This window comes from Pseudomonas sp. P2S-1 (assembly GCF_057197725.1).
In genome coordinates, this window is record NZ_CM170068.1 from 3,204,681 (window position 1) to 3,229,137 (window position 24,457).

24 protein-coding genes and 1 pseudogene are annotated in these 24,457 nt (G+C 65.1%); 16 read left to right on the top strand and 9 right to left on the bottom strand.

All coding sequences use genetic code 11. The features are described from left to right. Positions 1–18: 18 nt before the first annotated feature. Together AC2CQI_RS14070 and AC2CQI_RS14075 are read left to right on the top strand one after the other, a co-directional pair. The gene (locus tag AC2CQI_RS14070) at positions 19–2,112 is read left to right on the top strand and encodes a ParB/RepB/Spo0J family partition protein (RefSeq protein WP_484580492.1); all 2,094 of its coding nucleotides are present in this window, start codon (positions 19–21) and stop codon (positions 2,110–2,112) included. Between the two features lie 91 nt (positions 2,113–2,203). Continuing rightward, positions 2,204–2,383 carry a hypothetical protein gene (locus tag AC2CQI_RS14075; protein ID WP_484580493.1) on the top strand — a complete coding sequence of 60 codons (180 nt, stop codon included), beginning with the start codon at positions 2,204–2,206 and terminating at the stop codon, positions 2,381–2,383. Positions 2,384–2,556: 173 nt separating this feature from the next. Here AC2CQI_RS14075 and AC2CQI_RS14080 read toward each other — a convergent pair whose 3' ends face one another. Then, positions 2,557–3,570, bottom strand: a complete 1,014-nt coding sequence (locus AC2CQI_RS14080; RefSeq protein WP_484580494.1) for an aldo/keto reductase — start codon at positions 3,568–3,570, stop codon at positions 2,557–2,559. Positions 3,571–3,666: 96 nt separating this feature from the next. On the opposite strand from AC2CQI_RS14080, the gene AC2CQI_RS14085 reads away from it, so the two are divergent. Then, entirely contained in the window at positions 3,667–4,554 is an 888-nt protein-coding gene (locus tag AC2CQI_RS14085; RefSeq protein WP_484580495.1) for a LysR family transcriptional regulator, read from the top strand. 615 nt (positions 4,555–5,169) lie between these two features. Beyond that, complete coding sequence (locus tag AC2CQI_RS14090; RefSeq protein ID WP_484580496.1) at positions 5,170–5,484, top strand: DUF736 domain-containing protein; 315 nt, start codon at positions 5,170–5,172, stop codon at positions 5,482–5,484. Positions 5,485–5,688: 204 nt separating this feature from the next. On the opposite strand, the gene AC2CQI_RS14095 is transcribed toward AC2CQI_RS14090, so the two are convergent. Further along, on the bottom strand, positions 5,689–5,979 hold the full coding sequence (locus AC2CQI_RS14095; RefSeq protein WP_241044431.1) for a helix-turn-helix domain-containing protein: 291 nt from the start codon (positions 5,977–5,979) through the stop codon (positions 5,689–5,691). Between the two features lie 296 nt (positions 5,980–6,275). On the opposite strand from AC2CQI_RS14095, the pseudogene AC2CQI_RS14100 reads away from it, so the two are divergent. The 12 genes and pseudogenes from AC2CQI_RS14100 (at position 6,276) to AC2CQI_RS14155 (ending at position 15,074) form a co-directional block, all read left to right on the top strand. Beyond that, positions 6,276–6,625: pseudogene (locus AC2CQI_RS14100) on the top strand (DUF2958 domain-containing protein). 109 nt (positions 6,626–6,734) lie between these two features. Continuing rightward, on the top strand, positions 6,735–6,914 hold the full coding sequence (locus AC2CQI_RS14105) for a hypothetical protein (RefSeq protein ID WP_156513480.1): 180 nt from the start codon (positions 6,735–6,737) through the stop codon (positions 6,912–6,914). Positions 6,915–6,968: 54 nt separating this feature from the next. Further along, positions 6,969–7,739 (top strand): DUF2285 domain-containing protein, encoded by a 771-nt coding sequence (locus AC2CQI_RS14110; protein WP_484580497.1) that lies wholly within the window; start codon positions 6,969–6,971, stop codon positions 7,737–7,739. A gap of 127 nt (positions 7,740–7,866) precedes the next feature. Further along, positions 7,867–8,136, top strand: a complete 270-nt coding sequence (locus tag AC2CQI_RS14115; RefSeq protein WP_484580619.1) for a helix-turn-helix transcriptional regulator — start codon at positions 7,867–7,869, stop codon at positions 8,134–8,136. Between the two features lie 26 nt (positions 8,137–8,162). After that, a complete protein-coding gene (locus tag AC2CQI_RS14120) occupies positions 8,163–9,020 on the top strand; it encodes a replication initiator protein A (RefSeq protein ID WP_484580498.1) in 858 nt (285 codons plus the stop codon). 265 nt (positions 9,021–9,285) lie between these two features. Continuing rightward, complete coding sequence (parA, locus tag AC2CQI_RS14125) at positions 9,286–9,924, top strand: ParA family partition ATPase (protein ID WP_484580499.1); 639 nt, start codon at positions 9,286–9,288, stop codon at positions 9,922–9,924. After that, a complete protein-coding gene (locus AC2CQI_RS14130) occupies positions 9,921–10,184 on the top strand; it encodes a chromosome partitioning protein ParB (RefSeq protein WP_484580500.1) in 264 nt (87 codons plus the stop codon). Before parA ends, AC2CQI_RS14130 begins: the two co-directional genes overlap by 4 nt. Continuing rightward, the gene (locus tag AC2CQI_RS14135) at positions 10,181–10,726 is read left to right on the top strand and encodes a DUF2840 domain-containing protein (RefSeq protein ID WP_484580501.1); all 546 of its coding nucleotides are present in this window, start codon (positions 10,181–10,183) and stop codon (positions 10,724–10,726) included. Before AC2CQI_RS14130 ends, AC2CQI_RS14135 begins: the two co-directional genes overlap by 4 nt. Continuing rightward, the gene (locus AC2CQI_RS14140; protein ID WP_484580502.1) at positions 10,723–11,322 is read left to right on the top strand and encodes a S26 family signal peptidase; all 600 of its coding nucleotides are present in this window, start codon (positions 10,723–10,725) and stop codon (positions 11,320–11,322) included. Before AC2CQI_RS14135 ends, AC2CQI_RS14140 begins: the two co-directional genes overlap by 4 nt. 448 nt (positions 11,323–11,770) lie before the next feature. Then, positions 11,771–13,753 (top strand): relaxase/mobilization nuclease domain-containing protein, encoded by a 1,983-nt coding sequence (locus tag AC2CQI_RS14145; protein WP_484580503.1) that lies wholly within the window; start codon positions 11,771–11,773, stop codon positions 13,751–13,753. A 283-nt stretch (positions 13,754–14,036) separates the two neighbouring features. Continuing rightward, entirely contained in the window at positions 14,037–14,342 is a 306-nt protein-coding gene (locus AC2CQI_RS14150) for a DUF4148 domain-containing protein (protein WP_484580504.1), read from the top strand. A gap of 366 nt (positions 14,343–14,708) precedes the next feature. Then, positions 14,709–15,074, top strand: coding sequence for a hypothetical protein (locus AC2CQI_RS14155; RefSeq protein ID WP_484580505.1), 366 nt, complete (start codon positions 14,709–14,711; stop codon positions 15,072–15,074). An 89-nt stretch (positions 15,075–15,163) separates the two neighbouring features. Here the strand turns inward: AC2CQI_RS14155 and AC2CQI_RS14160 are convergent, their stop codons facing one another. The 7 genes from AC2CQI_RS14160 to AC2CQI_RS14190 form a co-directional block, all read right to left on the bottom strand. Then, the gene (locus tag AC2CQI_RS14160; protein ID WP_484580506.1) at positions 15,164–15,868 is read right to left on the bottom strand and encodes a Crp/Fnr family transcriptional regulator; all 705 of its coding nucleotides are present in this window, start codon (positions 15,866–15,868) and stop codon (positions 15,164–15,166) included. A gap of 36 nt (positions 15,869–15,904) precedes the next feature. Next, positions 15,905–17,188 carry a beta-ketoacyl-ACP synthase II gene (fabF, locus tag AC2CQI_RS14165; RefSeq protein WP_484580507.1) on the bottom strand — a complete coding sequence of 428 codons (1,284 nt, stop codon included), beginning with the start codon at positions 17,186–17,188 and terminating at the stop codon, positions 15,905–15,907. A gap of 103 nt (positions 17,189–17,291) precedes the next feature. After that, positions 17,292–17,840 (bottom strand): PaaI family thioesterase, encoded by a 549-nt coding sequence (locus AC2CQI_RS14170; RefSeq protein ID WP_484580508.1) that lies wholly within the window; start codon positions 17,838–17,840, stop codon positions 17,292–17,294. Between the two features lie 35 nt (positions 17,841–17,875). Further along, positions 17,876–19,342 carry a DHA2 family efflux MFS transporter permease subunit gene (locus tag AC2CQI_RS14175; protein ID WP_484580509.1) on the bottom strand — a complete coding sequence of 489 codons (1,467 nt, stop codon included), beginning with the start codon at positions 19,340–19,342 and terminating at the stop codon, positions 17,876–17,878. Between the two features lie 84 nt (positions 19,343–19,426). Beyond that, entirely contained in the window at positions 19,427–20,233 is an 807-nt protein-coding gene (locus tag AC2CQI_RS14180) for an oxidoreductase (RefSeq protein ID WP_484580510.1), read from the bottom strand. Positions 20,234–20,271: 38 nt separating this feature from the next. Continuing rightward, the gene (locus AC2CQI_RS14185; protein WP_484580511.1) at positions 20,272–23,340 is read right to left on the bottom strand and encodes an efflux RND transporter permease subunit; all 3,069 of its coding nucleotides are present in this window, start codon (positions 23,338–23,340) and stop codon (positions 20,272–20,274) included. After that, positions 23,337–24,443 carry an efflux RND transporter periplasmic adaptor subunit gene (locus tag AC2CQI_RS14190; protein WP_484580512.1) on the bottom strand — a complete coding sequence of 369 codons (1,107 nt, stop codon included), beginning with the start codon at positions 24,441–24,443 and terminating at the stop codon, positions 23,337–23,339. Before AC2CQI_RS14190 ends, AC2CQI_RS14185 begins: the two co-directional genes overlap by 4 nt. Positions 24,444–24,457: the final 14 nt, after the last annotated feature.

Consider the following 24,457-nt stretch of genomic DNA (forward strand, 5'->3'; position numbering starts at 1 on the left):
TCGCAAGGATTTTTCACCATGAACGCCATCAACCACACCGAAGCCCAAGCCATCCACGCCACGGCCAGCGCTGTGCCTGCCGTGCTGCTGGAAGCCGCCGACCCGAGCAAAAACCTGATTCTGGTGCCGCTGTCGCGGCTGGTGTCGCGCCCCACGGGCCGCAACGTGCGCAAGACCCCGCGCATGTCGATTCCCGAACTCGCCGCCAGCATCCAGCGTGTCGGCCTACTGCAAAACCTGATCGTCACCGCGACCGCTGGCGGCGAGCGTTACGAAGTCGTGGCCGGAGGCCGTCGCCTTGCCGCCCTCAAGCTGCTGGCGAAGAAGCACCGCATCAGCAAGGAATGCGAGGTGCCTTGCCTGCTGGTGGCCGATGGCACCGCACGCACGGCCAGCCTGACCGAGAACGTGCAGCGCGAAGCCATGCACCCCGCCGACCAGTTCGAGGCATTTGCCGCGCTGGTGGCCGAAGGCCGTAGCATCGAGGATATTGCAGCGGATTTTTCCGTCACGCCGCTGGTGGTGCAGCGCCGCTTGAAACTCGCCAACGTCTCGCCGCGCCTGCTGGCCGACTACCGAGCCGAGGCCGTGAGCCTTGACCAGTTGATGGCCCTTGCCATCACCGACGACCACACCGCGCAGGAAGCCGCGTTCTACGATGCGCCGACATGGCAGCGCAGCCCGCATAACCTGCGCGACCGCCTGACCGAGCGCGAGATTGATGCCCACCGGCATCCGCTGGTGCGCTTCGTTGGGCTGGACACATACGAGGCCGCAGGCGGTGGCACCCGCCGCGATCTGTTCGCGGAAGCCGATAGCGGCGTGTATCTGACCGATACCACGCTGCTGGAACGACTGGCGCAGGACAAGCTGGCCAGCCTTGCCGCCGAGGTGAAGGCCGAAGGCTGGGCATGGGTGGATGCCACCCCCGGCACGACCTATGCCGACTTGCAAGCCTTCCAGCGCGCCCCGAGGCAGCGCCGTAACCCTAACAAACGCGAAGCCCAACGCATCGAGAAGCTGCAAACCAAGATGCAGGTATTGGCCGAGGCCGTGGATGCTGCGCTGGACGCCGACGACGAAGAAAAGGCCGACGCCTTACAAGAGGAAGGCGAACACCTGGGTGAACAGTTGCAGGCGCTGGAAGATGGCTTGCAGGACTACGGGGAAGCCGTCAAGGCTGCCGCCGGTGCCATCGTCACCATCGACCGCAACGGCGAGGCCGTGATTCATCGTGGCCTACTGCGCGAAGCCGAGGCCAAGGCACTGCGCACGCTTGAACGCTTGGGGCAAGGTTTCGGCAGCGAGGGCGAAGCCGGGAACGACGACACAGGCGAGGAAGCCGAAGACGCCCCCAAGCCCGCCGCCATGTCCGACCGGCTGGCGCAGCGCCTGAGCGCGCACCGCACCGCCGTGCTGCAAATCGAAGTCGCCCGGCATCCGCAAGCTGCGCTGGCTGCCGTGGTGCATGGCATGGTGCAGACCGTCTTGCAGGAAAGCCGCTACGGTCTCAACCGTGATTCTCTGCCGCTGGGCGTGAGCCTGAAACTGCAAGACCGGCTGGAAGGCATGGCCCTAGACTGGCCGGAATTGCCCGCCGCCGTGGCGCTGCGCGAACTGCAACAGGTGGCGGGCGAAGCCTTGCCGAAGGACAGCGTCGAACTGTTCGCCGCGCTGCTGGCGAAGCCGCAAGACGAACTGGTCAAGCTGCTGGCCGTGTGCGTGGCTTCCACGGTGGACGTGGTGACGCCTCGCGCCACGCCGCGCCAGCCCGGCGCAGAACTGGCGCAAGCCGTGGGCCTCGACATGACCGCATGGTGGAAGCCGACCGCAGAAGGCTACTTCAAGCACGTTTCCAAGGCCGTGATTCTGGATGCCGTGGGCGCGTTTGCACCGGAATCCGTCACCCGATTGGCGAAGCTCAAGAAGGCCGACATTGCCAGCGAGGCCGAGCGGCTGGCCGATGGCACGGGCTGGATGCCCGCCATCTTCAAGGCCGAAGGCCCGCAGCAGGCAGTGAAGGAAAGCGCACAGGAGGTAAGCCCGGAGCAGGACGCGCCAGAGGATGCCGAGGCAATGGAGGATGAACCTGCCGAGGCGCTGGCCGCTTGACCCGCGCCGAAGGCAAGCGCCCCGGCCTCGACCGGGGCGCTTCGCTGCAAGGAGGAGCCCCAAGACCCGCACCACTACCAGCAGCCCGCGCATGGCGGCGATCTACCCCGCCGGCACGGTACGCGCCCGCCGCTGGCACGGCGATGGCGACGTGCGTGGCTACCGCCCGTCCTCGGGCTGGACGGCCTGCGCCGACCTCACCGACATTCATCCCATCACGGGCCGCGCCTTGCCGCGTGCCGTGTGGTGGCTCATTGAGACGAAGGAATAACCGCGATCAGCACCGCGCCCAGGCCGTTCCGTCTTGGGGCCGGTGGTCAAAAATCCGGGCGCGGCAGTGGCCGCGCCCGGTTCCAAGACCCAAAGCCCCCCCCCAGGCGCCTTCAGTCAGGCGGCGACGGGGATGCCTCGCGGTCCTCCTGCGCTCGGCGCGGAGATCGCCGCTCAGGAAGACGCCGTCTCGGGGACATTAGTGCCCATACCCTCGGGCAGCAACGGCGCGATCTCGGCCAGTTCCCCTGAGCTCAACTGGAAGTCCGCCGCGCCGAGCAGTCCATCGACTTGTGCCGGCCGGCGTGCGCCGACGATGGCGCCGGTTACTGCCGGTTGCCGCAGCACCCAAGCAATTGCGACCGCCGCAGCCGTCAGCCCGTGACGCTCGCCTATGCGGCGGAAACTTTCGACCAGTGCCAGGTTTTGGGTCAGGCGCGGTTCCTGGAAATCTGGACTGCGGGTCTTGCGCCAATCGTCGTCAGGCAGGCCGGAGATGCGCTCGCGCGTCATCGCTCCGGTAAGCAGGCCCGATTGCAGCGTGGAATAGGCGATGACGCCAATACCGGCCTGTCTGCAGAACGGCAGAATATCGGCCTCGACCTCGCGCATCAGCGCCGAGTACGGCGGCTGGAGCGAAGCGATCTGCGTCACCGCTTGCGCACGCTTAAGCTGGGCCACGTCGAAATTTGACACGCCAATGGCGCGGATCTTGCCTTGCTGGCGAGCCTTGGCTAGCACTCCCAACGCGACCTCGATTCCATCATCCGGGCCGCTCGGGGGGAAGGCGGGCCAATGAATTTGGTACAGGTCGATGGTCTCGACCTGCAGGCGGCGCAGGCTGTCCTCAATCTCTCGCGTGAGCGAATCCGGGGTCAACGAGTGCGAAATCTGCCCGGTCGCGCGATCCCAGACCAGGCTGCCTTTAGTGAACACCAGCGGACGGCGTGAGGCCGGCACCCGGTTCAGAAGCTGGCCGACGATTTCCTCGGCGTGGCCCAAGCCGTAGACGGCTGCGGTGTCGATCCAGTTCACACCGCGTTCCACCGCGTATTCCAGCGCGGCTAGGCTTTCGGCGTCGTCCTGCGCGCCCCAGCCAAATTCCCAGCCCGATCCAGCGATGGCCCATGTACCCAGGCCGACTGGGGAAATCGTGAAGTCGGCGCTGCCGAGTGGTTGCTGTTGCATGGTCAAACCTTTCAATCAATGAGAAAGCGTCAGTGTCGCGCGGTAGATAGAAAGTGATAAGGCGTGGTATGTTTGACGAACTACTGAGCCACATTCATGAATATGACGCCTGACTTACATGAGCTGGATGCCTTTGCGGCGGTTGCGAGGCATCGCAGCTTCCGCAAGGCCGCCGCTGAACGCGGTGTGTCCGCCTCGGCCCTGAGCCATGCCCTGCGCGGTCTGGAAGAGCGGCTGGGCGTGCGCCTGCTGCACCGCACCACGCGCAGCGTGACGCCGACTGAGGCGGGCCAGCATTTGCTGGCTCGCCTCGACCCGGCCTTGCGAGAAGTAGCCGACGCGCTGAGGGACGTGACCGCCTTACAGACCGAGCCGACCGGCACGCTGCGCCTGAACGTGCCGCGCCCGGCGGCACGGTTGGTGCTGTCGCCGATACTGGCGGGGTTTGTGGCGAAGTACCCACGTGTGCAAGTGGAAGTCGTGACCGACGATGGTCTGACTGACATCGTGGAGGATGGCTTCGATGCCGGTATCCGCTTCGGCGAGAGCTTGGCAGGAGACATGGTGGCGATGCCGGTCGGGCCGCCGCAGCGTTTTGTATGTGTGGCTGCGCCGTCCTTCCTGGCCGTGGGCGGCGTGCCGCAAACACCGCGCGACTTACCAAGTCACGCCTGCATTGGCCGCCGTTTCCCAAGTGGTCACCGCTACGCCTGGGAGTTCCAAGCTGATGGCGAGGCGCTGTCCATCGAAGTCAACGGCCCGCTGGTGTTCGACGACGACGTGCCGATGATCCAGGCCGCGCGCGATGGCGCAGGTATGGCCTACATCTATGAGGCGATGGTGCGCGAGGACTTGGCCGCAGGCCGGTTGGTGGCGATGCTGGAGGCCTACGCCTCGCCGCCGGGGCGGTTCTTTCTCTACTACTCCGGACGGCGGCACCTGCCTACGGCGCTGCGAGCATTGGTGGAATTCATTCGGGCATGACGGAGCTTGTCGCGCCGTCATGGTCTTCAACTTCGATCTGTCGCGCCCAGTATCGTGGTGCCCGTTGCAATGAAGGGATCATGGGCGGCTACGCCAAAGCTTGCTGCGGCAGGTTGTGAGAAAGCGTGCCGCCCCCGACGCTGGCGGTTCGCGCCTGTACGTCACGAAGGGCAGTTCACCGACACGCCACCCGGCCACCCCTATGGAGCTTCCACACCACGCCTCAAGCCTGTGGCCGCGAGTTGCGGCAGGGGCGCTCTGGCCTTGTAGTCGAGGCTTTGACCTGGCCCGCGTCAGGGCGCAAGCCGGTGCAGCCGTCACGCGGAGATGCCGAGTCGGCCATGTCTCCATTCGGGGGCGGGCGGCCCGTGCGTCCTTGTCTCGTTGTGAATCCTGGCGAGGGAACGGCTGTGCCTTGGGCTTCATGGCCGCAACCTTCCAGCGAAAACAATTTCCCCGCCGCTACGCGGCTTCCTCGCGCGGCAAATTCTTTTCGCTTCCAGGTTCTCCGCTGCGCTTCGACCGCAAGCGGTGCGGCCAGCCCATCCCCCGCCGGCCGGATCACAACAAGGACGCACTGGCGCGACCTTGTTCAACCCGAAAGGAGAAATCATCATGGCCAACATCGGCACCTTCACCGCAGACAAAGACGGCTTCACCGGTCAGCTCCGCACCCTGACCCTCAACGTCAAGATCAAGCTGGTTCCCAACGACCGGGGCGACGCCGAGAGCGCCCCGGACTTCCGCCTCCAGGCAGCAGGCCACGACATCGGCGCGGCGTGGAAGAAGACCAGCGAGGCCGGGCGGGATTACCTGTCAGTGAGCCTCGACGACCCTTCGTTCCCTGCGACGGTCTATGCCCGCCTGATCGAGAGCGAGGACGGCACGCACGACCTGATCTGGTCGCGCAGCAAGCCCAAGGCGGTCTGACGGCCGCCCATCGCGCCCCGCCCCTTGCGGCGGGGCGCGGTGCTGCTGATCGCAGCGCCGCACGCACATGGTTTCGGCGGTTGTCTCCTGCGCCGCATGTTCAGGGCCGGCATCGCATCGGTGATGGTCGAATGGCTCGAAGCCCGTGGCAACAGGCGCAAGATGGCGTGTCGGCGCTAGAGGCACTGCGCGCTCCGCTTGCGGCTATGTCTCGGACGCCGCGATCTGGCTTTCCGTCTCGGCCATCAGCACCGCCGTACTGCAATCGAGTGCGCGGGCGATTTTGAAGATGACCGCCAGCGTGGGCATGTGTTCGCCACGCTCGACCTTACCCATGTGCGAACGCTCGATGCCGGCCAGGTGTGCCAGCGATTCTTGCGCAATCCCTCGCTCCACCCGTAGCGCGCGCACCGCCGCGCCGAAGGCTTGCGCTAGGTCGGCATCGAAGGTGGTAACGCCGGCCGGTCGGCCTGGCTGAACGGATCGCTTCTGCATAGACAGAAGCGTCGAATCGAAGGACAATTAAAACCACGTTATCTTTAACTCATTTGCGAAAAAACGCTGTTCCGTGCTTTTACGGAAATCCGTATCTACGGATTCCAACAGAACCGGGGAATCGCATCCGTGTCTTTCCGGCTTCCTATAATTCCGCTTCTGCGCTTGCGTTCTTCCAAGGATGCGATGGCTTGCGCATCCGTGCTTGCGCACGAAAGCACGGAGACGGTTTGGCGGTTCCGTGCTTCGACGCACAAGCGCATCCGCGCATCCTCGGTTTCGTGGAGGTTCCGGCCATGACCTTGCAACTTGTTACCGCTGACGAACGCGCCCGGCTGCTCGCCCATGGAGCGGCGCTCGCCGCTGGCCAGCACCTCGACCCGCTGCCCGTGGTGCGGCTGTTCACCCCCGACGCGCATGTGACCTGGCTGCTGGTGTCGCTCGACCCTGCGGATGACGACACGGCCTGCGGGCTAATCGACCTCGGTTTCGGGTGCCCTCGCTGGGCACGGTCAAGCTCTCCGACCTGGCCGGCATCGTCGGCCCGCGCAAGCTGCCGGTGCAGCGGGATCGGTATTTCCAGGCGCTGCGCCCGCTGTCGGAGTACGTCCGGCTGGCGCAGGAGAACGGCGCGATCACGGACTGATAAAGGCCCGCGCAGCCCGGCTAGCCGGGGCGCATTGTGACTATTTCGGTCTTACCCAAGACCTGTACGGTCTCAATCGGCATTGATGCACCGAAGCAGTTCCAGCCTGATGCAAACAGTCATGATCTTTGGCGCGGCCTGCGGCACGGTATCCGATGCCGCGCACCATTTCCGAGTTGCGCAGCCGTCGCATTCAGACGATTTCCGCAACACGCCGGAGCCAAACGGTCTTGACACCGACAGTTACAGCCTAACCTTTTTTGATGACGACCTGATGGCGTTTCGATAGCTCCCGCGCGGCGGAATCCGTGGCGACGCACCCCAAGCACAGGGAGGTCTCGCCATGACTGATCGCAGCGCCGAACACTGGTATCCGACAGCGGCCTATCTCTACGTCCTGCACCTGGACGGCCCCGCGCTGGCCTGGGAATACCTGCGCCGAAATCCCGAATACCGGCGCGACTGGCTGCGCCGGCGCCGCCGACCGGATACGGCGCACGCCTGGGGCCTGCGCCTGCTGGAAGATCCCGCCCTGGATGCGCGCGACGCGCATCCAGCGTGGTTCCCCGACCACGATGGCGTGATCCAGCTCTACCCGGACGCCGATTCGCCGCCGGATGCCAATGCTTTCGAGTTCTGGAACGTCCCAGGACGCAAGCACCTGATCCACGATGGCAAGCGCCTGGTTCTGACTGCGCAATGGCCTGGCTGCTGCGTGCAGCTCGCGCTGACGCCGGGCCTGGCCGACGGCATGGCCTACCTCTATGCGATCCGAGCCTGCGCCACGCCCTGCGCACGCTATCGCGCACTCGCGGCTAGGTTGGATGCACTGTCCGCCGCAGCCGGGGCCGCGCCTGCGGCGGCGACCCGCGCGCGGCCCACGCCCGCCGCGCTGCTGGAACTGCATACGCTCCAGGCGCTCGACGCGACCCTGGCGGGTGCGTCCTTGCGCGAGGTGGCCGAAGGGCTGTTCGGCGCCGATGCCGTCGAGGCCGACTGGCACAAGGACAGCGCCTTGCGTGCCCGCGTGCGGCGGCTGGTGCAGCGTGGCGAGGCGTTGATGCGAGGGAACTATCGCAATCTGGCGCAGCTTCCGCCAGTTGCACCGCATTAGGGGGGGACGTTTTGCGCTCCTTGCAATTCGTCCCTTAGCAAGAAGCCCGTCTTTCCTGAAAGTGCCTCTATCCAGCCGCGTGGTGTGGCCGGGCTTGATGGAGGTACTTCCCATGCGACCTGCTCCCTTGCGGCCAGCCGCCGCTGCTGTCGCTGCGCCCGCGCAGCCCCAACGCTACCTGACCAACGACGAAGCCGCCGACTACCTACGCCTGTCGCCGCGCACGCTGGAGAAACAGCGCGTGATCGGTGGCGGGCCGAAGTTCCGCAAGTTCGGCCGCCGCGTCATGTATGCCGTGAGCGACCTCGACGACTGGGCCGATGCGCGCAGCTACGCGGCCACTTCCGACCCGGAATATGCCGAGCGGCATGCGGGCGACTACCGTGACGGCCGCTGATCTCTGGCTCGCCGGTGGCCATCGCCATGTCCAGCCCATCGCTGCCCCTGCGGCAGCGACCAGCGCAGCAACGCGAACAGCTCGACCTGTTCCGCGCGCTGCCGGGCGATATGGCGCCGCGCGACAGCCAGGACTTGATGGCCTTTCCGTTCTTCTCGCTGGCGAAGTCGCGACGCACAGCGCCGATCGACTTCCGCAGCGGCAACATCACCATCAGCGTGGAAGGCACGCAGGAACACGGCATCGCCACAATTTGGGATGCCGACATCCTGATCTGGGCCGCCAGCCAGATCGTGGAAGCCCGCGATGCGGGCATCCCGACCTCGCGGCTGATGCAGGTGCGCCCCTACGAGATCCTGCGCTTCATCGGGCGCGGCACGTCGCTGCGCGACTACCAGCGCCTCAAGGCCGCGCTCGACCGGCTGCAATCGACCACGGTGGCCACGTCCATCCGCGAAACTACGGGAAGGCGATTACATCGCTTCTCGTGGATCAACGAGTGGAAGGAGCTGGCCGATGCCAGCGGCACACCGCTGGGCATCGAGCTGATCCTGCCGGACTGGTTCTATGCAGGCGTGGTGGACGCGGCCCTGGTGCTGACCATCGACCCGATCTATTTCCGGCTGACCGGCGGCATCGAGCGGTGGCTGTACCGCCTCGTGCGCAAGCATGGCGGCCGGCAGGAGCACGGCTGGCAATTCGATTTCCAACACCTGTACCTCAAGTCGGGCAGCGTGGCGCGTTTCTACGACTTCGCCGCCGACCTGCGCGCGCTGGTGGCGCGGCAATCGTTGCCCGGCTACGTCCTGGGCATCGAGCGGATGCCTGGCGAGAAAACCGAGCTTCTGACTTTCCGGCCCGTGCTGCATACGGCACGGGGATAACTGCGGGAAAACCTGTGAATTCACTCGTGCTATCAGGCAACAGTGGACTCGTGCTATCAGGCAACAAATCCTCGTGCTATCAGGCAACAAAATCGGCTGCAAACCCGCGCCATTACTGGGTTTTCGCGCCCCTTAACTTCCCTAACAGTAAATACATAACTTTTAGTAGAAGCGCGCCGTTTCGGTGGACAACCGCCAAACGGCACGGCGACCCCCGTTTTGCAGAGCAGGCAAAGCCCGGTTCTCCAGCAGGGAGGGCCGCGCCATGATCGTCGCCTTGCTCAACCAGAAAGGCGGCGTCGGCAAGACCACGCTCGCTACGCACATCGCCGGCGAGTTGGCGATGCGCGGCCAGCATGTCGTCCTGCTCGATGCCGACCCGCAGGGGTCATCGCTGGACTGGACGCAGCGCAGAAGCCAGCAAGGCTCGCCACGGCTGTTCAGCGCCGTGGGCCTTGCCCGCGAAACGCTGCACCAGGAAGCGCCAGAACTTGCCAGGCGGGCCGATCACGTCATCATCGACGGCCCGCCACGCATCGCGGCACTGGCGCGCTCCGCGCTGCTGGCGGCCGAGCGCGTGCTGATTCCCGTACAGCCCAGTCCCTACGACGTGTGGGCCAGCGCCGAGATGGTGGCGCTGATCCGCGAGGCGCAAGTCTTTCGGCCTGCGCTGCGCGCGGCCTTCGTTATCAATCGGCGCGTCAGCACCACGGTGATCGGGCGCGAAGCGCGGCAATCGCTGGCCGAACAGCCGCTGCCCGCGCTGCGCTCGGAGATCCACCAGCGCATCGTCTTCGCCGACAGCGTGGCCGCTGGCCGGCTTGCACGCGAGACGGCGCCGGACAGCGCCGCCGCGCGCGAAATCACCGCGCTGGTGGACGAACTGCTGCGGTGGCCAGCATGACAGCCAAGCAACCACCACGCGGCAAGCGCGTCGGCATCGGCGCACGTCCGCCCGCGAATCCGCACGCAGAAGCGTGGATTCGCCAGGGCGATGCCGATGCGCTGGGCAAAGGCGACCTCTACAACGCGCGCCTGACCCTGGACATCACGCCCGCCATGCGGGCGCGCATCAAGGTGTCGGCCTTCACGCAAGGCGTGACCGTGGCTGTCCTGCTGCGCGCCCTGCTGGAGCGGGAGTTTCCCCCGGAGAACACACCATGACCGCATCCACTTTGCCTGCCGCGAACGCGGCACCGGCTACGCCGTTGCCTGCGCTTTCGGCACTCGCCGGACAGGCCGGCAACGTGCCGCTGACGCGCGTTTCGCTGGCCTACATCGAGGCCCGTTTCAAGCTCTACCTGCGCTTCGGAGAACCGGCGCGTTCACTCCAGCTCGACCGCTGGCGGCGCTGCGCAGTGTTCCTGCCGGGCGCGATGCTATGCCGCATCCGCTGGCAGGCCAACGATTACGGCACGATCCGATGGCAGCTCATGGTGATGCAAACCGCCACGCCGCTCGATGCTGTGCAGCGCATCCCCGGCGTGCACCCAGGCGCGCGCCTGCTGCTGCACGCAGAAGGCGATGCCAACGTGCGAGCCGTGCTGGAACGCATCGACGCCATCGAAGCGCTGGGCATCGCCGCCATCGACGTGTCGCCCGCGTACTGGCGCACGCTGGGCAACCGTCTGGCGGCTCGCCTTGCGCTGCCCCAATACACCGCTGATCGGCACGCCGCCTGGCTGGCTGGAAGGGCGCTGCCATGACGACCCAATCCACCATCGCGCGCACGCACGAAGCCGCGCCGCATCCTCGCTCGCGCCTGCGCGTTCGCATCGCGCTGGCGGGCTTCGCCGCCGTCGGTCTCGCTGCGCTGGCCTGGGCGGCTTTCGTGTCGCCGCTGCCGCGTCTGACCTACAACCCGTCCGACAGCGTGGCGGTCGGCTGGTATCGCATCGAACCGTTCGACCCGCGCACCGCCTCGCTGCCACGTCCGTTGTCCGTGGACAGCATCGTGCTGGTGCCGCTGCCCGACAGGGCCGCCAAGCTGGCTGCGCAGCGCGGCTACCTGCCGACGCTCGTGCCGCTGCTTAAACGTGTGGGCGCGGTCGCGCCGCAACACGTTTGCATCGTCGCCGGGCAGGTACGCATCGACGGCGTGCCTGCGGCTGTCGCGCTGCCGACCGACAGGCTGGGTCGCCCGCTGCCATCCTGGCAGCAGTGCCGCCGTCTTGCATCTGGCGAACTGTTTCTGTTGAGCGTTACCAATCCGGCGTCGTTCGACAGCCGCTACTTCGGACCGATTGCTACATCCACCGTGATCGGTGTTGCGCATCCGGTCTGGCTGGAGACACGTCCATGATGGCCGCCGATTCGCTGCACGTTCGCGTGCATCTCATCGTGCCATCGGGTATGTCGTTCCGCGGGCCATCACGGTGTCGTCGCGCGTGCAGTGCGTGCGCATTTGCGCAGCACTTCGCACTACATCCAGCACGGCGTTCCCACGTGCAGGCGTCTTGCCTCGAACGCTCCCGGCCTGTGGCCGTGGACTCGTTCGCCGGCGGGCTGGCTGTGGGCAGCGCAGCGCCGCTGGGCCGCCGACGCCCAGAGCGGGAGCGAAGGGCAAAGGCGGAAGGCAAGACAAAAGGACGCGGCACCTGGCCGCGTCGAAAGCCTGTCTGCACATGGGGGTGGCGCGGCACGGTGCGGCTTCGCCGCCGTGCCGCGTTCGGCGCGAGGGTCGCGCCAATGCAGGCATGTCCGCGTGCTTCGCACGCCAGGACACGCCAGAGCTTGCAGGGGGAGAGGCCATGACCGACCGCCGCGACGACGACTTCCGCGTGCGCCCCAGCGCCCCGAAGAACCGGGGCAAGGGTCAGGGGCAGAGCTTCGTTTCCAAGGTGCTCAAGCAGGCCGGCAAGGCCAGCAGCGGCAAGTCGGCGGTGCGCCGTCCTGGGGCGGCTGGCACCGGCCAGCGGCCCGGCTCGCGCCTGGGACGCGGCCACACGGCGGCGCGCTTCGCCGGGGCGAAGCTAACGCCCATGTCGCGGCGCGTGACCATCAAGACGCTGCTGGTCAATCACCAACGGGCCAGCCCGCAATCGCTCGCCAAGCACCTGCGCTACATCGAACGCGACGGCGCGGGCCGCGATGGCGAACCGGGCCGCGCCTATGGTGCGCAGACGGATGAAGCCGACCTGGACGCTTTCAAGGAACGCTGCGCCGACGATCGGCACCATTTCCGCTTCATCGTCTCGCCCGAAGACGGCGCGGAGCTAGACGACCTGCGCACTTACACCCGGCATCTCGTGAACCGCATGGAAGCCGACCTGGGCACGCGGCTCGATTGGGTGGCGGTCGATCACTGGAGCACCGACAACCCGCACACCCACCTGATCGTGCGCGGGCGCGACGACACCGGCAAAGACCTCATCATCGCCGGCGACTACATCGCCCACGGCTTCCGCCACCGGGCCGCCGAGCTGGCGACGGAATGGCTGGGGCCGCGCACCGAACTGGAGATCCAGCAGACCTTGGGCCGCGAGGTGGAGCAAGAGCGGTGGACGAGCCTCGACCGCACGTTGCAACGCGAGGCCGGCGACGATGGCGGGGTGCAGATCGAACGCTTCAACGAACCGGCGCTACAGCGCCAGCGCCTGCTGCTGATCGGCCGCCTGCAACACTTGCAGCGCCTGGGCCTGGCCGACGAGGTGCAGCCCGGCACCTGGGCCGTCCATGCGGACGCGGAGAAGACCTTGCGTGCCCTGGGCGAGCGTGGCGACATCATCCGAGCGATGCAGCGCGCCATGAGCGGGCAGCCGCGCGAACTGGCTGTGTTCGAGCCGGGCGACGACGGCCGTACCATCGTCGGCCGCGTGGCCGCCAGGGGGCTGGCCGACGAGTTGCACGACCGCGGCTATCTGGTCATCGACGGCGTGGATGGCAAGGTCCACTACGTCGCGTTGAACACCCGCGACGAGCTGGCGAACTATCCCACCGGTGCCGTGGTGGAAGTACGCGGTGCCGCCGACGTGCGGGCGGCCGACAAGAACATTGCCGCGTTGGCGAGCGATGGCCTGTACCGCACCGACCATCACCTGGCGATCGAGCAAGGCCGAGCCAAGCCCGGCCGCGACCCGCAGGAAGTCGTCGCGGCCCACGTCCGACGGCTGGAAGTCCTGCGCCGGACCGGCATCGTGGAGCGCGTGGTGGAAGGGCTATGGAAAGTGCCGGACGACCTGGCCGAGCGTGGGCGCCAGTACGATGCGCAGCGGCTGGGCGGCGTGACCGTGGAATTGAAATCGCACCTGCCGATCGAGCGGCAGGCCCGCGTGATCGGCGCCACCTGGCTCGACCAGCAACTGATCGGCGGCGGCCGGGGATTGGGCGACCTGGGCTTTGGTGGCGATGCCAAGCAAGCCTTGCAGCAGCGAGCCGACTTCCTCGAAGAAGAGGGGCTGGCCCAGCGGCGCGGGCAGCGGGTGATTCTTGGCCGGAATCTGCTGGAAACGCTGCGCAATCGGGAGCTGACGCAGGCAGCGAAGGACATTGCCGCCGAGACTGGCCTGGAGCACCGCCCAACGGCGGATGGGCAGCGCGTGGCCGGCATCTACCGGCGCTCCGTCATGCTGGCGAGCGGGCGCTATGCGATGCTCGATGACGGCAAGGGATTCAGCCTGGTGCCGTGGCGGCCGGTGATCGAGCCGCGACTAGGACAGCAGATCGCCGCCACGGTGCGAGGCGGCGGCGTGTCGTGGGAGATCGGGAGGCAACGAGGAATGTCAATCGGCTGATCGAACCGGATTTGGCCGCATGCCTCACCCTCCCACGCTACCTGCCGGTAAGAGCAACATCATGCAGATTGTGGTGGCCTGCTGCGCATACTGCCTCCTGCTTTAGTCCTTCTCACGCGCCTTGAGGCGTCTGCCTGCCTTTCCCGATGGCAACGCTGTGAGGGCATGTCAGCTAATTCCGAAACGTGTTCGCCGGTGAGAAATCACACTGACGAGTTCACGCCCAAGAATGAGAATTTCTTGGCGCGGAAAGCGCATGTTGCATGAATGGAAGGAGTCTTATATGCGTAGAACCATACTCACAATCTGCTGTGCTGTGGGAGCTTTCACAGGTACGGCAATGGCGGGAGAAGCCTATCCGCCATCCGCGAAGGATGAAGGACGCGCGATCACTCGCGCGGAAGTTCTGGCGGATCTGGAAATGTGGAACAGTGCTGGTCTGAACAAATACCCCAGCGCACACGGCTATCCCGAGATCACACAAACCAGCGAGTATCAGAACAGCCTCAGAGAGTATCGTCGCTTGCGCAACGGGCCTGAGTATCAAGCGGCCGTCGAAAACTTGAGGTCAAAAGTCGGGGACAAGTGATCACGGGGCTATTCAAACCTGCCAACTGTCTGCGGCAAAAGGTCAAATAACGCAGACATATCCAGGTCTTGGGCCTGCAACTGCCGCACGCAGCCCACCACGAAATCGTGGTGGGCTGCGTGTCCAGCACTCCCGCTTTCGCCCCCACTCGCGTGATCCGTCTGCCTGTCGGCTTTCCTTAGCGCGCCGTGGTGAGAGGCATGTCAGCGAATGCCTAAACGTGTTCTCCGGTGAGGAATCACACTGAACCATTCGACTTCAAGAAAGAGAATTTTCTTGCGCGGGGAAGTGCATGTTGCACGAGTCTGGTAACGGCATGTCGCCGCGTCTGTGCATGAGCCCAACGTTTCTTGAAGGAGTATGAAGATGAAGACCTCTAACTGTGCCGCTGCCGCTGCCGCTGCCCTTTCTCTGCTCGCCGTGACTGGCGTTCAGGCCGAGGAATACCATGGCGTGCAAGCTCCCGTCTCGGCCCTTAGCCGCGCCGAAGTGCACGAGCAGGCCGTGAGAGCGGCGCATGCCCCCAACCAGAACATACCGGCCGCCGCCATCCCGATGGCGGCTCTGGAAAACGGCCGTGACCGCGCATCAGTGCATGCGGAGGCCGTCGCCGCCGCGCACAACCCCACGCGAAACCTGGGTCGCGGTGCGTTCGTGAACAGCGAAATTCCGAGTCAGTACACGACCGGCAGCCTCGCTAAGCGCCGCGCCAACAGCGCAGGATCACGGTAAGCACCTTCTTACGCGGGCTCGACGCAGCCCGCAGCAAGGCGTTTGGCCTCAATTGAGCCGCCTTCGTCAGTAAGCGCGATGCGCGTAATCTAAAGCGCATGCAGCCGCTGCTCCAATGCGGCAACATCATGGAGCACCAACGCGCGACGTGTGGAGGTGATGAGACCTTGCTTTCGCAGGCGTGCCATTTCCCGGCTGACCTCTTCCCTTGAGGCTGCGATCCGTGCCGCCAATTGAAGATGGCGCGGCGCAGGAGAAAGAACCGAGCGGTTATCCTCGATTCCGGCCTGCCCAGCCAATTCCAGCAAGTAGCTATACAGCCGCCCGGATATTCTGAATGTGCCAAGCTCGACCACGCGGCTAATCAACCGTTCGGTTGTTGCCTGTTGCGCCTCAAGCAGAAACCCTCCTAATACGGTGTCCTCCTTGACCAGCTTCACGAAGTTGGAACGCGTCAAGCACGCAAGCACCGATGGCGCTAGCGCCTGAGCTTGCAGGGAGGCAGCACTGGCGCCGAGCACGCCGACAAATCCGAAATGGCCGCCCTGTGAAAAGTCCGATATGAGTAGCTCACGTCCATTTGGCGATAGCGCTGAAATGCGCATCTGGCCCTGGCAAACAATGAAGAATGTTTCCTGCGATCCACCGGCGGCGGTCTGTCCAGGCTCCAAGTGTTGCCAGGTGCAGAGACTCGCCACCTCGCCGAGTCTCTGATCGTCCATGCCGTCAAAAAGATGGCAATTGCGCAGTCTCCGAATAGAGACTTCCGATTGGATATCTTTGGTCAGAAGCATGGCATTTCGTGGCTTTCAACGTCGTGCCCGGCGCAGTCATTGATCCCACCGACGGAATAGGACACTGGCATTGACGCCGCCGAATCCGAAGCCGTTCGAGAGCGCGTGGTGTATCTCCATTTTTCGCGCGGCCAGTCCAACCAAATCGAGGCCGTCAGCAACCTCGTCGGGATTGATGAGATTCAGCGTGGGCGGAACAATCTGATCCCGAAGGGCCAGCACAGTGAAAATAGCTTCGATCCCTCCCGCCGCCCCAAGCAAATGGCCTGTGCTGGACTTGGTGGAAGTGATGGCAACGCCCGAGTTGGTTCCGAAGACAGACCGAATCGCCGCCAGCTCGCTCTTGTCGCCTACCTGTGTGGAGGTCGCATGGGCATTGATATGCTGCACATCGGCAGGCGAAATGCCCGCCTGCTGCAATGCCTGCTGCATTGAGCGTTGAGCGCCGCTGCCGTCTTCCGGCCCAGCCGTAAGGTGGTAGGCGTCGGCGCTGGTGCCGTAGCCGACCAGTTCCGCCAAGGGACTGGCGCCGCGCTCCAGGGCATGCTCCAGTGATTCGATCACCAACAGGCCGGCTCCTTCGGCCATGACGAAGCCGTCGCGGTCGCGATCGAATGGGCGCGATGCTTCATGGGGACGGTCGTTGAAGCCCGTGGACAACGCGCGTGCCGCCGCGAAACTGCCCAGGCTGACGCGGTGGATTGCCGCTTCGGTTCCACCGCACACCGCGATATCGACTTCGCCACTGCGAATCATCCGCGCCGCATCCCCGATGGCTTGCACTCCGGCGGCGCAGGCCGTCACCGGGGCTCCCAGCGGCCCCTTGAATCCATGCTGGATCGACACATGCCCGGCCGCCATGTTGGCGAGAAAGGACGGGGCGGTGAAGGGCGAGAGCCGGCGCGGCCCCCGGGCGTCGGTCGTGCGCACGGCATCGGCGATGGCGCCAAATCCACCGATACCTGATGCAATGATGGTCGCTGTTCGTTGCTTCTGCTTTTCTTCGGTCGGGTGCCAGCCCGCTTGCGCAAGAGCTTCCTGCGCAGCGACCAGCGCGAACTCGATGAAGCGATCCATCTTCTTGCGCTCTTTGGCCGCAATGAATTGCTCCGGGTCGTAGCCGGACTGAGGATCTTCCATCACGCTCGGCACCTGCCCACCAATGGCGGTGCCGGTGCCATCGGCAAGATCAACAGGCAACACCCGAATGCCGGATTGCCCAGCCAACAGGCGAGTCCATGTGGTCTCGGTGCCGCGTCCCAGCGGCCCAACGGTGCCCATCCCTGTCACCACGATTCGATTTGAATATTGAATGCTCATCGCATCACCGCTCATTTCATCTGTGCGACGCCTCACGACGAGCACTGCTGTGGGTAACTGTCCAACTTGCTATCCGAGTAGCTGCCGTGGCTCCGGCCTGCCTTCAACCAGCGGCTGACACGTCGAAAAGAAAGCAGGTTGTCGTTGCGTGGGCGTACAGCTTGCCTTGCTCATCTTCGATGCGAGCTTCGGCCGTAGCGACACGCCCACCTCCGTGGATCAACCGGCCCGTCGCTCGCAACGGGCCGGTCTTGTGTGAAGCTGGCCGCACGATGTTGATGTTGAGTCCAGCCGTCGTGTAGGAGCGTCCGGCAGGCAGCGTGGTCTGCACCGCGCAGCCAAGCGCGGAGTCCAGCAGCGCGGCAAACCATCCGCCATGCACGCTTCCCAGCGGGTTGTAATGCTGTAGCAGCGGGATGCCCTGAAACACCGCGTACCTCTCGCCAACCTCCAGCAGCGTCATGTTCATGGTTTCATTCATGGGCGGGTACGGCAGTTCGCCGGCCATCATGGCCTCAAGAATCTCGCGCCCGCTTTTGCCGGCGAGCTGCTCCATTCGAGCGAGGCCGGGCATTCCACCGCCATCGCGCATACGCTGCATGGCGTCTGCCTGTTGGCGCTCCCAAAGAGGTGATGCCTGATCGGTTCCCATGACTGTCTCCTATACGGTTTACGAACGATCCATTCCTATGCGCTGTCTGGATTCGCATCCAAGGCATGGGATTTAGCGATGGCGGCAGGCGACGTGTTCACTGGCAGACACAAGGCTGCGGTGAGCAGTGCCAAGCCGATATGGCACAGATAGACGGCATCGAAGTCGGCGCGCTGCAAGCTGGGACTGCCGAGGAACAGGACGGTCAGCGCAACGCCCATGACCGATCCGATCTGTCGTATGGCCTGGTTGACGGCACCGCCCACGGCGTAGTGGTCTGCCGGCAGGCGACTGACGGCCGCGCCCGACAGCGATGGCATCACCATGCCGATGCCGACCCCACTGAGCAACATGCCGGGCAGCCACTGCGTGAGGTAGGCCGGCTCAACGCCCGGCACGAACAGGAACCACAAGGCGCTGATCGCATAGATGAGGCACCCGACCAGCAGCAGCGGACGGTGCCCGTGCCTGCTCGCCACGCGACCCGACAACGCGGCAACCGGCACCACCATCAGCGGCCCGGGCATCATGGCCAGACCGGCCAGTGGCAGCGGGTACTTCCAGATCGCGCTCATGTAGAAGAAGAACGCGAAGAACATCATCGAGAACGCGATGCCGAAGCTCAACGTTGCGAGATTGACGTAGCGGTACGTAGGGTTGCGGAACAAGCGCAAATCCACCAGCGGGGCAGAGGTTGTCCGCGCCCAAGCCACGAATCCGATGATGCAAACTACCCCGATGCCCGCCGCGCCCAGCAACTCATGGCGTGACCAGGCCGGGGACTCGGACTGCACGATCGACAATGCCAGGGCGCCGATGCCGGCGATCAGCAAACACATGCCCACCAGATCCAGTGGGCGCCCCTGGGTCTGTTGCTTCGTCTCCGTCAGCAGTCTTGCTCCGCGCCAGACCGCCAGAATGCCCACGGGCACGTTCAGGTAGAACGCCCACTGCCAACCGAGCGATGCGATCACGAACGAGCCCAGGCTGGGGCCGACAGCCGCAGCGAGACCGCCGACCGCACCCCACAGGCTCACGGCCACCGCGCGCTTGGTGGTCGGGAATGCGGCCAGCACAAGCGAGAGCGATGCGGGCGTGAGCAAGGCAGCCCCGACGGCTTGCAGCACTCTTGCCGCCACCAGCCATTCCACGCTGCCCGACAGGCCGCAGGCAACGGAGGCCGCCACGAACAATGCGACACCTCCGAGGAACACTCTCTTGCGCCCGTGCCTGTCCGCCAATCCGCCGGCCGGAATCAGCATCGCCGCATAGACCACGGTGTACGCATTGAGTACCCAGGACAGGTCTGCCGGCGTGGCTTGCGGAAACCCCGCCCGCAAGGCGCTGAATGCCGCGAACAGCATGGTGCCATCCATGGACACGAGAAACACTGCGACGCTTACCACCCAGAAAACCGGCCAGGGCGAGGCAGCGCCGGGCGGCTTGGCCGGTTCGCTGGGGGCCGACAAGGCGCTGGTGGTGTTGCTGTCCGGGTGGGTCATGAAACTATTCCGTTCGTTGAATGCGATTGATCCCCGGCGCCAAGCCCATCGAGTGACCGCCGCTATGGGATGGCACGGATTGGCTCAGGCCAGCCCGAACGTCTTTCTCAGGCCCTTCTCGACGGGGCCGGCAGGCATGAAGCGGCGCAGCTTGGACAGCAGCGATGCCTCCCCTTTGGGCGTGCGCCGCATCTTCCAGGCTCCCAGCGCCGCATCGACGATCGTGCTGGCCACGCCTTCGGGGTCGGGCGCCTGCTGGACGTTCTTATGGATGGCCTGGGCGACCACGCCGAACTGTTGGCCGTAATCCGGGATCTTGCGCACGGTCTGCGGTGCGTTGAGATCCAGGTTCGTCTTGGTGAACGAGGGTTCGACCAGCGCGACGCGAACCCCAAACTGGCGCACCTCGTGATCCAGGGTTTCCGAGAGCCCTTCCACGGCGTGCTTGGATGCCGAGTAGAGCGCCATGTACGGCGCAGGCAGAAAGCCCAGCACGGAACTCACATTGACGATGCGGCCGGTGCGTTGCGCGCGCATGTGCGGCAGCACCGCCTGAATCGTGCGCAGGAGGCCGAAGAGGTTGGTGTCGAACAATGTCTGAGCTTCGGCAACCGACGTTTCTTCCATGGCGCCGAGCAGGGTCACGCCCGCGCTGTTGACCAGCACGTCGATCCGCGCGGCCTGCCCAATGATGGAGTCGATGCCACGCTGCACCGATGCTTCATCGCGGATATCCATTTCGACGAGCGTCACGCCGGGGATGGCCTGGGCCTTTTCCGGGTTACGCACGGTGCCGAACACGCGGCACCCCTGCGTTGCGAACTTGATGGCGGTGGCGCGTCCGATGCCCGATGACACGCCTGTGATGAGAACGACTTTGGATTTGGACATGGCAGTTCCTTTTCGTGTGATGAGTTGGAGAGAGGCGATCAGCTTCGCGAAGGAACCGGCCTGATCTTGAACCAGATGGAATACATCGCCGGCAGGAACACCAGGGTCAGAATCGTCCCTGCGAGCGTGCCGCCGATCAGCGTGTAGGCCAGCGTTCCCCAAAACACCGAATGGGTCAGCGGGATGAAGGCCAGGATCGCGGCCAGCGCCGTCAGGATCACCGGGCGGGCGCGCTGCACAGTGGCCTCGACGACCGCATGGAATGGGTCGAGACCCTCTTGCTCGTTGTGGTGGATCTGCCCGATCAGGATCAGCGTGTTGCGCATCAGGATGCCCGACAGCGCGATCAGGCCGACCAGTGCGTTGATGCCGAACGGCTGCTGGAATATCAGCAAGGTCGGCACCACGCCGATCAAGCCCAGCGGACTCGTGGCAAACACCATCACCATGGCCGCGATCGAGCGCACCTGAAGAATGATGATGAGCAGCGTGAGCGCGATCATGATCGGGAACAGCGGCGCCATGGCCTTGGTGGCTTTGGCGGACTCTTCGATCGAACCGGCTTCCTCGATGCGATAGCCCGCAGGAAGCGTCTCGACGATGGGCTGCAACTGCTTCAAAACGGCGCTGGAAACGTCCGGCGGTTGCAGGCCCTCGGCAATGTCGCCACGAACCGTGATGGTCGGCGTGCGGTCGCGGCGGCGCAGGACGGGATCTTCCATGCGCACATCGACGGTGCCGACCTGCGACAGCGGAATGCGTTGCCCTGCCGATCCGACCAGCGTGAATCCGGCGATCTTCGCGGGATCGAGGCGGATATCACCGGCCGCGCGGCCGACGACCTGCACCGAGCGAATGTCTTCGCGCACGTCCGTGAGCGGAACCCCACTGAGCAGGAACTGCAACTGCAAGGCGACGGAGCTGGAGGTCAACCCGACGGCCTGGAGCCGGTCTTGATCCAGCGTGAAATGCAAGGTCGGTACACGCTGCCCCCAATCCACATTGACCGTGCGCATCATCGGACTGGCCTGCATCGTGGTCTCGACCCGCGCGGCGATCTCGCGCAGCTTGTCCGGGTTTGGCCCCATGACGCGATAGGCGACAGGGAACGGGGAGTAAGGTCCGAACACGAGCTGCGTCACCCGCACCCGAGCCTCGGAGGCCAGCCCGCCGGCGATCGCCTCGCGCAGTCTGAACTTGAGTGCTTCGCGTTCCTCCTGATCGCCCGTCAGCACCACGATCTTGGCGAACGACGGATCGGGCAGTTCAGGCGACATGGCAAGGTAGAACCGTGGCGCGCCCTGACCAACATAGGCGGTCACGATCTTGGCTTCGTCCTGCTTTGCCAACCAGGCTTCGACCTTCGCCGTCGCCGCGCTGGTCTGCTCGATCGAAGTGCCATACGGCATCTGCACTTCGACCAGCACCTCGGGCCGGTCGGAGGTCGGGAAGAACTGCTTCTTGACCACCCCCATGCCAAGGATAGCGAGCACGAACAGTCCAACCACCGCCCCGGCCACCAGCCACTTGCGCGCGATGACGCGGCCTAGCACCTGCCGGAAGCGGTTGTAGTTGCGCGTGTTGTAGATGGCCTCATGTCCACCTTCCACCTTCTTGAGATCCGGCAGCAGCTTCACCCCGAGGTAGGGCGTGAACGCCACCGCCACCACCCAGGAAGCAATCAGCGCGATGCCGACGATCCAGAACATATTGCTGGTGTATTCGCCCGCTGTCGAACGCGCGAAGCCATTGGGCATGAAGCCGATGGCCGTCACCAGCGTGCCGGAAAGCATGGGCGCCGCCGTGTGGCTCCAGGCATAGGCGGAGGCCTTGATGCGGCTGTAGCCTTCTTCCATCTTCACCACCATCATTTCGATGGCGATGATGGCGTCGTCCACCAGCAGGCCCAGCGCCAGAATCAGCGAGCCGAGCGTGATGCGGTCGAAGTTCTTTCCTGTGGCGGCCATGATGACGAACACGGCCGCCAGCGTCAGCGGCACTGCCGCCGCGACCACGATGCCGACGCGCCATCCCATGCTCAGGAAGCAGACGAGCATCACGACCATCAGGGCGACGAAGAACTTGACCATGAACTCGTCCACCGACGAGCTGATGTTGACGGACTGATCCGTCACCTTGCTCAAGGTCATCCCCAGGGGCAGTTCCGCGTTGATCTTGGTCGTTTCCGCATCAAGCGCCTTGCCAAGATCGAGCCCGTTCCAGCCGTCGCGCATCACGATGCCCAACAGCAGCGCCGCCTCTCCGTTGCTGCGAACCAGAAAGGTGGACGGGTCTTCATAGCCGCGCTCGACGGTCGCCACGTCGGACAGCTTCAACGTGCGTCCCTGCGCGCTGATGGGCGTGTTGCGGATCTTCTCCAACTTGTCGAACGCGCCATCGACGCGCACGAATACCTGCGGCCCCTTCGTCTCGATGGAGCCGGCGGGGGTGAGGACGTTCTGGCTATTGAGTGCTGCGAAAATGTCCTGCGGCGAGACGCCCAACGTGGCCAGACGGTCGTGCGAGAAGGACACGAAGATGCGTTCTGACTGCTCCCCGATGATGTTGACCTTCTTCACGCCCGGAACGTGCAGCAGTTGCTGACGCAACGTCTCCGCGTCGCGCACCAGCAGCCGTTGCGGTTCCCCTTTGGCCTTGAGGGCAAAGAGCGCAAACGTCACGTCCGAATACTCGTCGTTGACCATGGGGCCGATGACGCCGGCAGGCAGCCTTTTGGCTTCGTCCGAGAGCTTCTTGCGGGCCTGGTAGAACTCTTCCTGCACTTGCGCAGGCGGCGCACTGTCGAGCAGCGACACCATCGTGAAGGCCAGGCCGGGGCGCGTGTAGGTTTCCGTGCGGTCGTACCACCGCAGTTCCTGCATGCGCTTTTCCAGTGGTTCGGCGACCTGATCCTGCATTTCCTGCGCCGTCGCCCCAGGCCAGGCCGTGATGACGGTCATCTGCTTGACCGTGAAAGGCGGGTCTTCGGCGCGTCCGAGCTGGAAGAACGCGAGCACGCCTGCGACGGTTATCAGGAAAATCAGGAATACCGTGATGGAGCGTTCGCGTACCGCGAGCGCCGAAAGATTGAAGCGTCCTTCGCTCATGGACGATCTCCCGCAGGCGCAGCCTCGCCCTGGTCTGCGGGCCTGACGGCTTCGCCCTCACGCAGAAGATGCGCGCCCAGCGATACCACCTGCTCGCCGATCTTGAGGTCGCCCGTCACCTGCGCCACGTCGTCCGTCAAGCCGAGCAACTGGACAGGACGCCAGACCACTTTGGCGGGCTTGCCCTCGACCACCCAAACGCCCGGCCCCTTGCCGGGGTCGAACAGTGCGCCGATCGGGACTTGCAGCGATGGTGTGGACGCCGTGCCATCCGGGATTTCGACGGTGACGGTCGCGCCCAGCGGGGCCTGCGCAAGCGCTCCTTCGAGCACATACCTGGCCTCGTAGGTGCGCGTGACGCGATCCGCCGCATCGGAGAGCTGGCGCAGCTTGGCCGACACGGGGGCCGGCCGCTGGCCGTACAGGGTCGCCTTGGCTACCGAGCCGACGGCTGGCCGCAGGGTCTCGGGCAGATGCACGATGGCCTCGCGCTGGCCGGCCCGGGCCAGGCGAACGACTGGCTGGCCGGCACTCACCACCTGGCCCGGCTCGGCCAGCGTCTCGACCACGACGCCATCGGCATCGGCAAGCAGCAGCGCGTAGCTCGACGCATTCCTGGCAACGTCGGCCTGCGCTTCGGCCGCCTTGAGCTGCGCCCGCGCCGAGTCGGCCGCAGCCTTGATTTGATCGTATGCCGACGCCGAGACAGCGCCCTCGGCCACCAGATCGCGGTATCGCGCTTCGTCGTCGGCCGTTTGCTTGGCGCGGGCTTGCGCGGCGGCCACCACCTCTTGCTGGGCGCGTGCCTGCAAGCCCAGGTCGATCGGGTCTATGCGCATGAGGGGCTGGCCGCGCTTGACGGTCTGCCCGGTATCCACCAAGCGCTCCAGCACCTTGCCGGTGACGCGAAAGCCTAGATCGCTTTGAATCCGGGCCGCGACGACGCCCGTGAACGATCGCGATGCGGCGGATGCGCCTTGGACGGCACCGATCCGAACCAGTGGAGCCTCCGTGCGTGGATCGGAGGCGTGATCGTCACCGCATGCCGTGAGGGCAAGCGGCAACAGGCAGATGACATAGGAAGCAAGCTTGCGCCGGAGCATGGGAACCCTTCTTG

Coding starts and splice junctions, on each gene's coding strand:
- AC2CQI_RS14070 (WP_484580492.1), top strand. CDS start 19: ATGAACGCCATCAACCACACCGAAGCCCAAGCCATCCACGCCACGGCC.
- AC2CQI_RS14075 (WP_484580493.1), top strand. CDS start 2,204: ATGGCGGCGATCTACCCCGCCGGCACGGTACGCGCCCGCCGCTGGCAC.
- AC2CQI_RS14080 (WP_484580494.1), bottom strand. CDS start 3,570: ATGCAACAGCAACCACTCGGCAGCGCCGACTTCACGATTTCCCCAGTC.
- AC2CQI_RS14085 (WP_484580495.1), top strand. CDS start 3,667: ATGAATATGACGCCTGACTTACATGAGCTGGATGCCTTTGCGGCGGTT.
- AC2CQI_RS14090 (WP_484580496.1), top strand. CDS start 5,170: ATGGCCAACATCGGCACCTTCACCGCAGACAAAGACGGCTTCACCGGT.
- AC2CQI_RS14095 (WP_241044431.1), bottom strand. CDS start 5,979: ATGCAGAAGCGATCCGTTCAGCCAGGCCGACCGGCCGGCGTTACCACC.
- AC2CQI_RS14105 (WP_156513480.1), top strand. CDS start 6,735: ATGCAAACAGTCATGATCTTTGGCGCGGCCTGCGGCACGGTATCCGAT.
- AC2CQI_RS14110 (WP_484580497.1), top strand. CDS start 6,969: ATGACTGATCGCAGCGCCGAACACTGGTATCCGACAGCGGCCTATCTC.
- AC2CQI_RS14120 (WP_484580498.1), top strand. CDS start 8,163: ATGTCCAGCCCATCGCTGCCCCTGCGGCAGCGACCAGCGCAGCAACGC.
- parA (WP_484580499.1), top strand. CDS start 9,286: ATGATCGTCGCCTTGCTCAACCAGAAAGGCGGCGTCGGCAAGACCACG.
- AC2CQI_RS14130 (WP_484580500.1), top strand. CDS start 9,921: ATGACAGCCAAGCAACCACCACGCGGCAAGCGCGTCGGCATCGGCGCA.
- AC2CQI_RS14135 (WP_484580501.1), top strand. CDS start 10,181: ATGACCGCATCCACTTTGCCTGCCGCGAACGCGGCACCGGCTACGCCG.
- AC2CQI_RS14140 (WP_484580502.1), top strand. CDS start 10,723: ATGACGACCCAATCCACCATCGCGCGCACGCACGAAGCCGCGCCGCAT.
- AC2CQI_RS14145 (WP_484580503.1), top strand. CDS start 11,771: ATGACCGACCGCCGCGACGACGACTTCCGCGTGCGCCCCAGCGCCCCG.
- AC2CQI_RS14150 (WP_484580504.1), top strand. CDS start 14,037: ATGCGTAGAACCATACTCACAATCTGCTGTGCTGTGGGAGCTTTCACA.
- AC2CQI_RS14155 (WP_484580505.1), top strand. CDS start 14,709: ATGAAGACCTCTAACTGTGCCGCTGCCGCTGCCGCTGCCCTTTCTCTG.
- AC2CQI_RS14160 (WP_484580506.1), bottom strand. CDS start 15,868: ATGCTTCTGACCAAAGATATCCAATCGGAAGTCTCTATTCGGAGACTG.
- fabF (WP_484580507.1), bottom strand. CDS start 17,188: ATGAGCATTCAATATTCAAATCGAATCGTGGTGACAGGGATGGGCACC.
- AC2CQI_RS14170 (WP_484580508.1), bottom strand. CDS start 17,840: ATGGGAACCGATCAGGCATCACCTCTTTGGGAGCGCCAACAGGCAGAC.
- AC2CQI_RS14175 (WP_484580509.1), bottom strand. CDS start 19,342: ATGACCCACCCGGACAGCAACACCACCAGCGCCTTGTCGGCCCCCAGC.
- AC2CQI_RS14180 (WP_484580510.1), bottom strand. CDS start 20,233: ATGTCCAAATCCAAAGTCGTTCTCATCACAGGCGTGTCATCGGGCATC.
- AC2CQI_RS14185 (WP_484580511.1), bottom strand. CDS start 23,340: ATGAGCGAAGGACGCTTCAATCTTTCGGCGCTCGCGGTACGCGAACGC.
- AC2CQI_RS14190 (WP_484580512.1), bottom strand. CDS start 24,443: ATGCTCCGGCGCAAGCTTGCTTCCTATGTCATCTGCCTGTTGCCGCTT.